At 75.0% G+C, this 13,443-nt stretch carries 10 protein-coding genes and 1 tRNA gene; 6 read left to right on the top strand and 5 right to left on the bottom strand.

All coding sequences use genetic code 11. The features are described from left to right. The 3 genes from HCN52_RS15055 to HCN52_RS15045 form a co-directional block, all read right to left on the bottom strand. Window positions 1-1,412, bottom strand: a 1,412-nt coding sequence (locus HCN52_RS15055; protein WP_168088958.1) for an MFS transporter, incomplete at its 3' end; no start/stop codon positions are given. A gap of 517 nt (window positions 1,413-1,929) precedes the next feature. Beyond that, on the bottom strand, window positions 1,930-2,586 hold the full coding sequence (locus HCN52_RS15050) for a TetR/AcrR family transcriptional regulator (protein WP_168088957.1): 657 nt from the start codon (window positions 2,584-2,586) through the stop codon (window positions 1,930-1,932). 522 nt (window positions 2,587-3,108) lie between these two features. After that, a complete protein-coding gene (locus HCN52_RS15045; protein WP_168088956.1) occupies window positions 3,109-4,122 on the bottom strand; it encodes a sigma-70 family RNA polymerase sigma factor in 1,014 nt (337 codons plus the stop codon). 614 nt (window positions 4,123-4,736) lie between these two features. Between HCN52_RS15045 and HCN52_RS24775 the strand changes: the two genes are divergently transcribed. From HCN52_RS24775 to HCN52_RS15025, 4 genes are all read left to right on the top strand, one after another. Then, window positions 4,737-6,335 carry a metallopeptidase domain-containing protein gene (locus HCN52_RS24775; protein WP_209314566.1) on the top strand — a complete coding sequence of 533 codons (1,599 nt, stop codon included), beginning with the start codon at window positions 4,737-4,739 and terminating at the stop codon, window positions 6,333-6,335. A gap of 218 nt (window positions 6,336-6,553) precedes the next feature. Beyond that, on the top strand, window positions 6,554-7,966 hold the full coding sequence (locus tag HCN52_RS15035; RefSeq protein ID WP_312876710.1) for an FtsW/RodA/SpoVE family cell cycle protein: 1,413 nt from the start codon (window positions 6,554-6,556) through the stop codon (window positions 7,964-7,966). A 180-nt stretch (window positions 7,967-8,146) separates the two neighbouring features. Then, window positions 8,147-8,953 (top strand): S1 family peptidase, encoded by an 807-nt coding sequence (locus HCN52_RS15030; protein ID WP_168088955.1) that lies wholly within the window; start codon window positions 8,147-8,149, stop codon window positions 8,951-8,953. 234 nt (window positions 8,954-9,187) lie between these two features. Further along, window positions 9,188-10,384 carry a M20 metallopeptidase family protein gene (locus tag HCN52_RS15025; protein WP_312876709.1) on the top strand — a complete coding sequence of 399 codons (1,197 nt, stop codon included), beginning with the start codon at window positions 9,188-9,190 and terminating at the stop codon, window positions 10,382-10,384. Window positions 10,385-10,490: 106 nt separating this feature from the next. Here the strand turns inward: HCN52_RS15025 and HCN52_RS15020 are convergent, their stop codons facing one another. Next, a complete protein-coding gene (locus HCN52_RS15020) occupies window positions 10,491-10,871 on the bottom strand; it encodes a DUF488 domain-containing protein (protein WP_168088953.1) in 381 nt (126 codons plus the stop codon). Between the two features lie 235 nt (window positions 10,872-11,106). Between HCN52_RS15020 and HCN52_RS15015 the strand changes: the two genes are divergently transcribed. Both HCN52_RS15015 and HCN52_RS15010 read left to right on the top strand, forming a co-directional pair. Next, a tRNA-Arg gene (locus HCN52_RS15015) sits at window positions 11,107-11,179 on the top strand. Between the two features lie 557 nt (window positions 11,180-11,736). Beyond that, window positions 11,737-12,153 (top strand): VOC family protein, encoded by a 417-nt coding sequence (locus HCN52_RS15010; protein WP_312876708.1) that lies wholly within the window; start codon window positions 11,737-11,739, stop codon window positions 12,151-12,153. Window positions 12,154-12,224: 71 nt separating this feature from the next. On the opposite strand, the gene HCN52_RS15005 is transcribed toward HCN52_RS15010, so the two are convergent. Further along, window positions 12,225-13,208 (bottom strand): aldo/keto reductase, encoded by a 984-nt coding sequence (locus HCN52_RS15005; protein WP_168088952.1) that lies wholly within the window; start codon window positions 13,206-13,208, stop codon window positions 12,225-12,227. Window positions 13,209-13,443: the final 235 nt, after the last annotated feature.

The following is a 13,443-nucleotide window of genomic DNA, read 5'->3' as shown; positions in this document are numbered from 1 at the left end:
GCTGCCAGCAGCACGGCGCCCAGCCCCCACCAGGCCGCGGCGGCGAACCCGGCCACCACCGCCACGGGCGCGGCGGTGGCCAGCGACGCGCTGCCGCCGACGCTGCCGGCGGTGGTGGAGACCGCCACCGTCCCCAGCAGCGCGACACCGAGCGCGCCGCCGATCTGCTGGGCACTGGTCACCAGCCCCGAGGCGACGCCGGTGTGGCCCGAGCGGACTCCGCTGGTCGCCATGTGGACCGCGACCATGAAGACGGTCCCCATGCCGATGCCGAGCGCCAGCTGCGCCGGCAGCAGCAGCCCCATGTAGGAGCTGGCGGGTTCCAGCTGGGTGAACATCAGCATCGCCGTGGCGGCGGCGAGCAGCCCGGGGACCATGACGGCGCGCGGCGAGAGCCGGGCGAGCGTCCAGGACGCCACCTGGGTGGAACCGATGATCATGCCGATGCTCATCGGCAGGAACGCGAGACCGGCCAGCACCGGCTGGTAGCCCTTCACCGACTGCAGGTACAGGGTCAGCATCAGGAAGACGCCGAACAGCGCGGCGGCCGCCAGCGAGACGACCAGGACCGCTCCGGCGCGGTTGCGGTCCAGGACCAGGCGCGGCGGGAGGAGCCCGCCGGGGGTGCGCGCCTGCCGGCGGGCGAACGCCGCCAGCAGCAGTGCCGCGACCAGCAGGGCCGCGAGGACCCCCTGGTCGGTCCAGCCGTGGGAGCCGGCGCGGGTGACGCCGCCGACCAGGGCGACGAGGCCGGCGGCCCAGGCCGCGGCACCGGGCAGGTCGACGCGGGGCGAAGCAGCGGCGGAGACGGCGGGAAGCCGTGTCACCGCCACGGCGAGCAGAGCCGCCGCCGCCAGCGGCACCTGGACGAAGAAGGTCCAGCGCCAGCCGAGGAACTGCGTGAGCGCACCGCCGAGGACCAGCCCCAGCACGCCGCCGATTCCGACCAGCGCGGCGTGCACCGCGAAGGCGCGGCCGCGGTCACGCACATCGGCGAACAGCGAGGAGAGCAGCGCGAAGGCGGCCGGCGCGACGAGGGCTCCGAAAGCCCCCTGGCCTGCGCGGGCGGCGAAGAGCGTCGCCGCGGTGGTCGCCAGTCCCCCGAGCACCGACGCCGACGCGAAACCGACGAGGCCGAGGACGAGGGCGTTGCGCCGCCCGAGGAGTTCGGCGACCCGGCCGCCGACCAGGAGCAGCCCGCCGAAGGCCAGGGCGTAGGCGGTGAGCACCCACTGGCGGTCGGCGTCGGCGATGCCGAGGTCCGCCTGGAGCGCGGGCAGGGTGACGATCACGATGGTCGAGGCCAGCACCACCATCAGCTGGGCCATCGTGAGCGGGACGAGGAGACGCCGTCGCGGGGTCGCGGGGCGCTGCGGTGGTGAGGGAGCGGCGCTGTCGAGCGCTGGGGACATGGGCTGCCACCTTGTCGGGGAAGACGTCACGGGACGGAAGGGGTGACCCGGTGCGGGCGGCCGGGCCGGTGGAGCGGGCGGGGCGGGGACCGGCGGACGGGGGTCCGGCTCGGGCCGCGCGGTCGGGTGGACGGGCGGTGTCTGCGTCGGGCGGTGCGGTGATCGGCGGTGCGGTGGTGCGGCGGTGCGGTGGTGCGGTGGTGCTTCTCGGTGCTGCTGCCGCGGCGCCGCGTCCGGCTGCGCCGGTACGGCGGCCGAGCAGCGGCGGTGGTGCCGCTGGTGTGCGGCGGGCCGTGCGGGGCCGTGCGTGCGGGTGGTGCCTGCGGCGCGTCACGTGCTGGTGGCACATGACGGCGCCGACGGGATCGGAGCCGCTGACGTCGGGTACACGTCGGCGTCCGGCGGGGTAGCCGCGGTGTGGCTGCCCCGTCGGGGTGCGCGGTCGGGACCGCGCCGTGCGGAGGTGGGGCGGAGCCCCGGTCGACCCGCGATGCGGGCCGATGGTCCGTGCGGCCGGCTAACCCCGGCCGGCGGGTACGCGCCGCAGATCGGCCACCGACGGGCCGACGCCCGGCAGTTCGGTGGCGGCCGGGGCGCGCAACCCGTCCAGGAAGATCAGCAACTGGCGGCGGGCCAGGTCACCGTCGAGGCGACACTCGGATCCGTCGGGCAGCGGTCTGGTGAGCCGCCCGATGGCCAGCAGGATGTCCCCGGCGGTGACGTCGGCCCGCAGCGTGCCGGTGGCCCGGGCGCGGGAGACGAGCCGTTCCACGACCTGGGTGAGGCGGTCCCCCGCGGCGCTGCGGCCGGGGTCGGCCTCGGTGCCGAGCATCGTGCACATGACGCCGACCTTCTCCTCGACGCCGGCGAGGAACAGGCCCCGGAGCGCCTCGAACGGGTCGGCCCCGGCGGCGAGGGCGTGTTCGGCGCGGTCCGCGGCTCGTTCGGAGATGTCGCGGACGACGGCGACCACCAGGTCGCGCCGGGCCGGGAAGTGCCGGTAGAGGGTGGCGTTGCCGACGCCGGCCGTGCGGGCGATCTCGTCCAGCGGGGCCGTCTGGCCCTCAGCGGCGAACACCTCACGGGCGGCGGCGACGATGCGGTCCCGGTTGCGCGCGGCATCGGCGCGGAGTCCGCCGTTCGCCGGTACGCCGGGGGCGTGTGATGCGCTCATGGGGCCTCCTCGCTGATCACCGACGGTCGTCCTGCACAGGAAGTGGGGAATGGCTCCCCACTTCGCCGTACGGGTATGCAAACGGGGAGAGCCTCCCCGGATATTTCACCGCACATCTGTGAACCGCGCCACACCTCCGAGCCGGATCCAGTCGCCCCCGACGGGGGCGCGCGCCGGCGGCACACCGGGCGCGCACCCTCTCCCACCAGCGAGAACGCCGCGCGACCGCGACCCGTCGCGTTCCCGCCCGCCGCGCACCGGCGAGTGGCGGGCTCGCGGAACCCATCCGCCCGCTGACCGGCGCGAGCGCCCTACGCATCGCGCCGTAGTGCGCCGGATGCGGAACGTAGTGAAGCGGGGCCGGAAACCGACGCGGGGCGGCGCCCGCACCGGACGTCGCCGGTCGGGCGCCACCGCGCCGTGTTCTGCCCGGACCGAGCGTCTCCGCCCGCCGGGTGTCCGTTGTCCCCCGCGCTGCCGCATCCCTGCCGCGTGCGGTCGGCACGCGGCGGGCGCGGCGGGTCAGGCCGCCGCGTCGAAGCCGGTGTCGCCGGCCATGCGCTTGAGCTCCGTCAACGCGTTCTTCTCGATCTGGCGGATGCGCTCGCGGGTCAGGCCGTGCTGCTTGCCGACCTCGGTGAGCGTCCGCTCACGGCCGTCCTCCATGCCGTACCGGGCACGGATGATGGAGGCGGTGCGGCCGTCGAGCCGCGCGATGAGGTCGTCGAGACCCTCGCGGCGGAGCATCACCATCACGGACTGCTCGGGCGAGGCCGCCGAGGTGTCCTCCAGCAGGTCGCCGAACTGGGTCTCACCCTCGTCGTCCACCGACATGTTGAGGCTGACGGGGTCGCGCGCCCAGTCCAGGACGTCCTGTACCCGCTCGGGCTTGGAGCCGAGCTCCTCGGCGATCTCCTGGGAGTCGGGCTCACGGCCCTGCTCCCGGTTGAACTCCCGCTGCACCCGGCGGATGCGGCCCAGCTCCTCGACGAGGTGGACGGGGAGCCGAATGGTGCGCGCCTGGTCGGCGATGGAGCGGGTGATGGCCTGCCGGATCCACCACGTGGCGTAGGTGGAGAACTTGAAGCCCTTGCTGTAGTCGAACTTCTCGACGGCGCGGACCAGACCGGCGTTGCCCTCCTGCACCAGGTCCAGCAGCGGCAGGCCGCTGCGCGGGTAACGGCGCGCGACCGCCACCACGAGGCGGAGGTTGGAGCGGATGAAGATGTCCTTGGCGCGGTCACCGGCCCGGGCTATCTCCGTGAGCTCCTCACGGGTGGCGCCGGCCACCGGGCCGCCCTCGACCGGTACCTCGTCGCCGTCGAGCACGCGCCGCGCGTAGAGCCCCGCCTCGATGTCGAGCGAGAGTTCCACCTCACGGGCGGCGTCCAACAACGGTGTGCGGGCGATCTCGTCGAGATACATGCCCACGAGGTCACGCTCGGTAGCGTCCCCCTCTGCCCTTGACCGCGCACTGCCCTTCGCAGCGGCGGCGCTCTGTGCGCCCTCCTGGCGGGCGACGGCACGGATGGCCATACCTGCTCCCTTGCGAGTGATCGGACTGACACGGCCGTGAAGGCGAAGGGATGACACCCCCTGCGCGCCCCACATCCGTAACGAATCAACGACGGAGTTGGCGACAGAATTCCCAAGTCGCTCATCTTTTTCGTCTGGTGCAGTACCCTGCCCCGCCATCGCCCGCGTACACGCCCCCGTCACCGTGTCCCGGGCCGTCCCCTCACTGCTGTGAGACGAACGAGCCGCCGAAATGGTTGCCGCATCCTTCGCCTTCCCCGGCGGCCGCGCCGTCACCGGGGGGCTCACGCACCGTCGCGCCCGACCGTCGTACTCGCGCCATCGAAGGCGCCACCCCCCGCGGCGGGCCGCGCTCCTCGGCAGCGGCTCGCCACCCCCGGCGCACGCCGGGCCGGCACACGCCCCGGGAGAGGCCCGGGAGAGGCCGCCGACCGCGCGGCAGGCGACGTCTGACATGCACGCACCGTGACCCCGGCGAAGCGCTGCGTCGAACCACGGACGGGCGGGCGGCCCGCCGCCACCCGAACGCCCCGCCGGGCATGCGGGGGTCGCCTACCCGCCCGACGGTGGGGTGACGCCCGTCGACGCGGGCCGCGACCCCGGGAGCGATGCCGATGCAGCGGATACCCGGTCGCCGAGCCGCCGCGGCGGTCGGCGGCTCCCTGGCACTGGTGCTGAGCCAGTCGCCGGGCATGGCCATCGCCCTGCCCGGCATACCCGCGGTGGTCGCGGGCTCCGTCGCGGAGGCCCGCGAGTGCGCCGTCCCGGGCACCGGCCCCGGGCTGCACTCCGGGATACCGACGCCCGAGGGCTACTCCCCCACGCGGGGCACCGTCTCCGCGTTGACGCTCTTCGTCGACTTCCCCGACGCCGAGGCGCAGATCACGACCGAGGAACGGCTCGCGGAGTTCTTCCCCGCGACCTCCGAGTACTTCGCCGCGAGCTCCTACGGAGCCCTGGACTACCGGCCCGCACCGGTCCACGGCTGGCTCCGCATGCCGCAGCCGTTCGAGGCGTACGGCATCGACCGCGGCGTCGGCTGGCACCCCGGCGACCCGCAGGGATACAACCGGCTGATGCACGACATCGTGGCCGCGCTCGACCGCGCGGCCGGCGAGGGCGGCAGCGGAACCGGCGGCGCCGGCGACCGCGACGGCACACCGGTGCGGGACGGTACGGGCGCCCGGGCGGACAACCCCGCCCCCGACTCCCCCGCGGCGGCGGGGACCTCGGCCCCCGCCCCGCCCGCCGCCGAGGACGCGGACACCGCGGCGGCCGCGGCCGGAACGGTCGCCGCGCCCGGCACGGCCCCCGGTACGGCGACCGCCGCCGGGGACGGCCGCGGCGTCGAACTGGCCGCCGCCGACGTGGACTTCTCCGCACACGACCTGGTCAACGTCCTGGCCGCGCCCAACGCCGGCCCGCCGGCGGTCGAGAAGGTGCTGTCGGTGTCGTTCCCCGGCCGGCCTCTCATACCCACCGCCACCGGACCGCTGCACAACGTCAGCTTCATATGGAGCAGTCAGCCCGGGCACACCCCGCACCGGGTGCTCGTCCACGAGAACGGCCACGCCTTCGGGTTGCCGGACCTCTACTGGACCGGCGAGGGCCCCTCGCCCGAACTGACCGGCCACTGGGACGTGATGGAGCAGGACTGGGGCCCCAGCAACGACATCCTCGCGTGGCACAAGTGGAAGATGGGCTGGCTGACGGACGGCGAGGTGGACTGCGTGCCGGGCCCGGGCGTCACCGAACACACCATCACCCCGCTGGGCGCCGCCGCCACCGCAGCACACCACCCGGCACCGGCCGCCCCCGAACCGGCCGTGGGCGTCGGGACCGGCCTGACCGCCGCCCCGGGCACCGACGCACCGCGGACCCGGTTGGTGACGGTTCCGCTCGGGCCGAGCGAGGTGCTGACCCTGGAGGTGCGGGCCCCTTCCGAGCTGGACGAAGCGGTCTGCCGGCCCGGCGTCCTGCTCGCCCGGGTGGACACCCACCGCCCCAGCGGCGAGGGCCCGGTGCGAGTCGTGGACGCCACCCCCGGCAGCGACGGCTGCCTGGAGCTGCCCGACCCGCAGGTCACCCCCGGCCTCAGCGACGCGCCGCACCGCCCGGGCGAGACCTTCCGCGACGAGGAGGCGGGGGTGTCGGTGGAGGTGACCGGCGTCGACGCCGACGGCAACCACACCGTCCGCGTCACCCGGTGGTGACACGGCTCGGCGCGTCCTCGCCACGGCCCGCGCCGGGCGGCCGTGGCCCCGCGCCGAGCCCGCCGCGGAGCGCCCCTCGCGGCTCCGGAGCGGTGCGCGGCGTCGCCCCGGTCCGCGCGGACCCGGCGGCGCACTGCACCCCGGGGGCCGCCGCTTGTTAGATTGCGTGCGGCGTCCGGGCCGGGACGTCTGGACGCCAAAGGGCTGGGGGAACCGGTGTGAGTGCCGCGACGGACGAGGTCGCGCGGTGGGTGTCCCACCGCAGGAACACCGAACTGGTGCTGGTCGTACTCGCCGTGCTGATCGGGGTGTTCGGCCACGCGGCCGCCGGACTCGCCGTCCACGACGAGCTGCCGTCCGGCCTGGCCGCGTACAGCGCGATGCTGGGCGGCTCCGCGCTCGCCGCGCATCTGGCGGTCCGCCGCTTCGCCCGCCACGCCGACCCGGTACTGCTGCCCGTGACGGTGCTGCTGTGCGCGCTCGGGCTCGTGCTGATGGACCGGCTCGACCAGTCCTACGCGGTGCGCTACTCCGGCACCTACCAGGCGGTCCCGGTCGCCCCCAACCAGGCGGTGTGGACCGTCATAGGGGTCGGCCTGATGGTCCTGGTCGTCGCGCTGCTGCGCCACCACCGCCTGCTGCAGCGCTACACCTACCTCGGCATGGCGCTGGCGATGGTGCTGCTGATCGCTCCGGCGTTCTTCGGCGCGGACGCCTTCGGCGCGAAGCGCTGGATCACGATCGGACCGCTCTCGGTGCAGCCGGGCGAGTTCGTCAAGGTCATGATCGTCGTGTTCTTCGCCAGTTATCTGATGGCCAACCGCGACGCGCTGGCGCTGGTCGGCAAGCGGTTCCTCGGACTGGCGCTGCCACGCGGGCGGAACGCCGGGCCGGTGCTGCTGGTGTGGGCGGTCAGCCTGGTCGTCCTCTTCTACCAGCGCGACCTGGGCACCTCGCTGATCTTCTTCGGCGCCTTCGTCCTCATGCTGTACGTCGCGACGGAGCGGACCAGTTGGGTGGTGCTGGGCGGGCTGATGGCGGTCGGCGGCGCGGCCGTGGTCGCCGCCACGCAGTACCACGTCAAGGCGCGGGTCGCGGCCTGGCTGGACCCGATGGCCATCTACCTCCCGGAGGGCGAACGGCCGCCGGGCATCATCTCCGACCAGTCGGCCCAGGCGCTCTTCGCCTTCGGTGCGGGTGACCTCACCGGCACCGGGCTGGGTCAGGGCCACTCCGACCTCGTCGGGTTCGCCGGCCGGAGCGACTTCATCCTCGCCACCGTCGGCGAGGAACTGGGGCTGCTGGGTGTCACGTTGGTGCTGTTCCTCTACGTGCTGCTCATCTGGCGCGGACTCGCCGCCGGCATGGCCTCGACCGACCCGTTCGGGAAGCTGCTGGCGCTCGGGCTGTCCTCGGTCCTGGCGCTCCAGGTCTTCGTCGTCGCAGGCGGGGTCACCGGCCTGATCCCGCTCACCGGCAAGGCGCTGCCGTTCCTGGCGCAGGGCGGCTCCTCGACCGTGGCCAACTGGCTGCTCGTGGCGCTGCTCATCAAGGTGAGCGACAGCTCGGGGAAGGCCTCGACGCTGCCCGAGGGCAACGCCACGATCCTGACCCCGGTGATCAGGGTCTGATCCCCCGCGGACGGGGTCCCGCGAGGCCGGTGGGGCCGGTGCGGGAGCAGGGGGCGCCGGGAGCAGCCGCCGTGTCGCGGCATCTACCGATCATGGCCGACGGTTCGGACAATGGCCCGAACCGTCGCCCACCGCCGTGCGGTTGCGCTCACCGCGCCCCTCCCCCACCCCGGAGAGACGATGAGACCTGCCCGTCGCCCCACCCCCGGAACCCGACCGCCCCGGAGCGGGGGCCGCCTCGCCGCCTCCCGCCGTTCGCTGCGCGCCGGACTCTCCCTGATCGCCGGCACCGCGCTCGCGACGCTCGCGCTCTCCGCCGGACCGGCGGCCGCGCAGGGCCCCCCGCGCACCGCGGAGCAGGCCGCGGCGGTCGACGCGGTCGTGACCGCGGACGCCCCGACCGTCATCGGCGGCACGCAGCTGTACTCCACCGCGGGCACGTGCCCGGTCGCCATGAACGTCTACGGCGCGGGCGGCACCCCCCACGGGCTGATCCACGGTGCGTGCGGGCACGCCGTCGGCACCACCCAGTGGTTCGCCGACAGCGCGCTGACCGTCCCCGTGGGGAGCAGCACCACCGCCGCGCCGTTCCCCACCTCCCCGCACACGCTGGTCCAGTACAACGGCGGCGGCTCCTACCCGCCGCACCTGGCGACCCCCACCGGCACGGTCCGCGTCGGCTCCCCCGTCGCGCTGCCGATCGGCGCCGGGATCTGCAAGGCCGGGCCGACCAGCGGCGTCACCTGCGGCACGGTGCAGGCGCACCAGCAGACGGTCGCCTTCCCCCAGGGCTCGCTGACCGGGGTCAGCCGCGCCTCGCTGTGCCCGGAGTCGGGCGACACCGGCCGGATGCTGGTCGCGGCCGGCACGAACCGGCCGGTCGGCCTGGTCGTGGGGGGCGCCGGTAACTGCACCACCGGCGGCACCACCTTCTACCTGCCGATCCAGCCGATCCTCGCGCAGTACGGCGTGGTGCCGTTCGTCTGAGTCACGGTCGCGGACGGTGCCCGGATGGTGCCCGGTCGGAAGCGGGCGGCGGCGCGCGGCTCGGAGCGGCCGCGGAGCAGGTCACCGGGGCCGCGGTCCCACGGCGGGGACCGCGCGGGTGCGGTCCGCACCATGGCCGGAGCCGGGGTCGTGACGTTACGATCGCCGCTCCTGGCGGCGCCCGCGCATCCCCGGCCGGCGTCCGTCCGGCACCCAACCGGAAGGAGCACCCCCGTGAACCTGCGCGACGACGCACGGTCCCTCTCCGACGACCTGGTCCAACTCCGGCGCGACCTGCACCGCATTCCGGAGATCGGTCTCGAACTGCCCCGCACCCAGGAGGCGGTGCTCGGCGCCGTCGACGGACTCGGCCTGGAGATCACCACCGGGGACGCCGTCACCTCGGTCACCGGTGTGCTGCGCGGCGGCCGCCCGGGGCCGACGGTGCTGCTGCGCGGGGACATGGACGCGCTGCCGGTCACCGAGCGGACCGGCCTGGACTACGCGGCGCCCGCGGACCGGATGCACGCCTGCGGCCACGACCTGCACACCACCATGCTCGCCGGGGCCGCGCGCCTGCTCGCGGCCCACCGCGACCAGCTCGCCGGCAACGTCGTCTTCATGTTCCAGCCGGGCGAGGAGGGGTTCGACGGCGCCGGACGGATGCTCGACGAGGGCATCCTCGACGCGTCCGGGGAGCGCCCGGCGGCCGCCTACGCGCTGCACGTGATGTCCGCCAACATCCCCGGCGGGGTCTTCACCACGCGGTCGGGCCCGCTGCTGGCCGCGTCCAGCGTGCTGACGGTGACGGTGAAGGGCGCCGGCGGCCACGGTTCGGCGCCGCACCGCGCGAAGGACCCGATCCCGGCGGCGTGCGAGATGGTCACCGCGCTGCAGACCTGGATCAGCCGCACCTTCGACGTCTTCGAACCCGTCGTGCTGACCGTGGGGAAGTTCCACGCGGGCACCGCCTCCAACATCATTCCCGACGACGCGACGTTCGTGGCGACCGTCCGCACGTTCTCCCCGGAGGCGCTGGCGACGATGAAGGACGGCACGGTCGGTGTGTGCCGCGGCATCGCGGCCGCCCACGGGCTGGGGGTGGACGTGGAGTTCGACGAGCAGTACCCGGTCACCGTCAACTCGGGCGCGGAGGCGGAGTTCGTCGCCGACACCGTGCGGGAGGTGCACGGCGAGGAGCGGTACACGCCGCAGACCAACCCGATCCTCGGCGCGGAGGACTTCTCCCGGGTCATCGCCGAAGTACCGGGCGCCATGGTGTTCCTCGGGGCGGCCCGGCCGGGCGTCGACCCCACCGCGGTGCCCAACAACCACTCGCCGCTGGCTGTCTTCGACGACGCGGTGCTGGCCGACGGCGCCGCGCTCTACGCGGAGTTGGCGGTACGCCGCCTCGCCGCCGCACCCGCCTGACCGGCGCGCGCCCCGTGCCCCGTCCGACCGCCGGTCGGCCGGGGCCGGGCCTCCCCGCGCGCCCGCCGACGCCTCCGTCACCGGCGACGCGGGCCGCGGGAAGTCGTCACTGCTCGCGCAACGCGGAGAGCAGCACGGGGACATGACTGTGGTCCACGTCCTTGGCCGCGGTCAGCAGCGCCACCGGCCCGTGCTCCGCGAGGTCCCGCACGTCGGCCAGGGCCGACGCGGCCGCCTCGGCCGCCAGTTCCCGCCGGTACCGCCGGGTGAACTCCTCGTGGCGGCCGTCGGGGTCCTCGTGCATCCAGCGCCGCAGCTCGTCGCTGGGAGCCAGTTCCTTCGGCCAGGCGTCGAGTCGCGCGCGCTCCTTGGAGACGCCGCGCGGCCACAGCCGGTCCACCAGCACGCGCGCGCCGTCGGCCTCCTCCGGCTCCTCGTACACCCGCCGCACGGCGAGGTCGAGGTCACCACCGTCGCTCGTCGTCATGTCTGGCACGGTAGGCCCGCACCGCGGGCCCCGCATCCGCACGGCGGGGACGGCGGTGCGGGAGACCTGCGGCAGGGCCCCGCGCGGCGGCGTCGCGGCAGGCGGGGAGCACGCTGCACCTGGCCCGGGCCACCAGCTACACTGTGCGCGGCGTGTCACACCTCGCGTGCGACACGGGATCAGCGGGCCGGCAGGCCCGGGGTCGGCGGCGGTCTCCGCCACCGGTCGGATCCACGCCCCCGTAGCTCAGGGGATAGAGCACGGCTCTCCTAAAGCCGGTGTCGCAGGTTCGAATCCTGCCGGGGGCACACACGCGAGCGGCGCGGACGGCGTCGGCGCGGCTCGCTGGAACGGTCGGCGCGGACGGTGTCCGCGCCTTTCCTGTGTCCGGGCGCAGCGCGTCACCGCCTGCCGGTGCCGCTGCGGCGGGCGTCGGTCGGTCGGACGGCGAGGGCGGTCGGGACCGAGGTGGAGCACCTCGCCGTCGGTCGCGAGGTGGAGAACGACGCCGTCCGTCTCGTGCGACCAGCGGGGCTCGCCCGTCGCGAGGTCGAGCCCGGCGAGGGTTGCCGAAGGGTCGGCTGGTTCGGTCGCACGTCCTCTCCCTCGTCGGTCCGCGGCGGCCCGGCGCAGCCGCGCCGGGTCGGTACGCGGCGGCGGTTGTCGTGCGGGGCCCTGGGGTCGCGCACGCCCTTGGGCGGCGGCCCGGTTCCGTGGGAGATACGGGACGCCCGCCGGACGGGGCGGGTCGGTGACGGGTCGTCGAGCCGGGCGGGCCCCGGGCGGCGTCGCGTGAGATGCTCCGCGGCACCTCCGGGCCGGGCGGGCGCCCCCGCCGGCCACCCGCTTCGACGAGGAGTTCACCGTGACCACCCCCCCGCGCACCACGCTGACGATCGCGCTGCCGATCGAGGACCGTCGTCGGTCGTTCGCGTTCTACCGCGACGGGCTCGGCTTCCGTGCGGTCGGCGAGCCCGCGGAGGACGGGGTGCCGGAGCCCCTGCGCTTCGCGGTCAACGACGGGCTGACGCTGATGCTGGTGCCGACGGGCGGTTTCGGATGGGTCCTGGGCGGCCGGGAGACGGCGGGTCCGGGGGTCAGCGAGTGCGTGCTCGGTCTGGACACCGCCTCGGCGGCCCAGGTCGACGCGGTGCTGGCGCGGGCGGAGGCGGCGGGCGCGACCGTCGTCACGGCGCCGACCCGGCAGCCGTGGGGATACAGCGGCACCTTCACCGATCCCGACGGCCACCTGTGGATGGTGGAGGCCGCGCCGGAGGACTGACACCGGGGCGGGGTCGCCCGCGGGACCGCAGGCCACCACGAGCGCGCCGCCACGGCCTCACGGGGACGGGCTCACCAGCGGTGGTGGACCTGGCCGCGGATCTCCCGGTCGTACAGCTCCGCCACGGCGGCGAGCGTCTCGTCCGGCAGCGGGGGCAGCTCGGCGGCGGCGGCGTTGGCCAACGCCTGCTCGGCGTTGCGGGCACCGGGGATGACGGTGGTGACACCGGGCTGCTGAATGATCCAGCGGAGCGCCGTCTGCGCGGGGGTGGCGCCCTCGGGCGCCAGCGCCGCGAACTCGCGAGCGGCGCGCACCCCCGTCTCGTAGTCGACGCCGGAGAAGGTCTCGCCCTGGTCGAACGCCTCGCCCTTGCGGTTGTACGTGCGGTGGTCCTCCGGGGCGAAGGTCGTCTCCTCGGTGTACCGGCCGGAGAGCAGCCCGGAGGCGAGCGGCACCCGCGCGATGATCGCCACGCCGGCCGCCTCGGCGGCAGGCAGCACGCGCTCCAGCGGCTTCAGGCGGAACGGGTTGAGGATGATCTGCACACTGGCGGTGCCGGGGCGGGCGATGGCGTCCAGCGCCTGGTCGCAGGTCTCGACGCTCACGCCGTAGGCCCGGATCCGCTCCTCCTCCACGAGGCGGTCGAGCGCGTCGTAGACGGCGTCGGAGGCGATGACCTCGCTGGGCGGGCAGTGCAACTGCACCAGGTCGAGGATGTCGGCGCCGAGGTTGGTGCGCGAACGATCGGTCCAGGCACGGAAGTTGGCGAGGTTGTAGTTCGCGGCCTCCTGGGGGACCCGGCGGCCGAACTTGGTGGCGACGGTGACCCCGTGGCCGGAACGGCCGCGCAGGTACTCCCCGATGAGCCGCTCGCTGCGTCCGTCACCGTAGACATCGGCGGTGTCGAAGAAGGTGACGCCGGAGGCGATGGCGGCGTCCAGCAGCGCGGGCGCGTCCTTCTCGGGGAACTGGCCCCAGTCGCCGCCGAGTTGCCAGGTGCCCAGACCGACGACCGAGAGCTTTCGGCCGAACCGGCGGCAGAGCCGCTCCTCCATGTGGGGGTTCTCCCTCTCGTGGTGTCCGCCGCACTCCGGCGGACGTGGACCTCCACGATGCCACGGGGTCGAGCGGTACGGGTGGCGCTCCGGTTCCGGAACCGGTTCCACCCCCGGGGAGTCGGGGCGCGGGCGCAGCCGGGGCGCACCCCCACGGAGCCGCCGCGGACCGGGGAGAGTCCGGGCGGCCGCCCCGCGGTGGGGCCGGGTGGCCGCCCGGCCCCACCGCCGCAGG

This window comes from Streptomyces bohaiensis (assembly GCF_012033785.1).
Classification (GTDB): domain Bacteria; phylum Actinomycetota; class Actinomycetes; order Streptomycetales; family Streptomycetaceae; genus Streptomyces; species Streptomyces bohaiensis.
The sequence above is the reverse complement of the archived record's forward strand: the minus strand, read 5'-3'. Positions and strand labels throughout refer to the sequence as shown.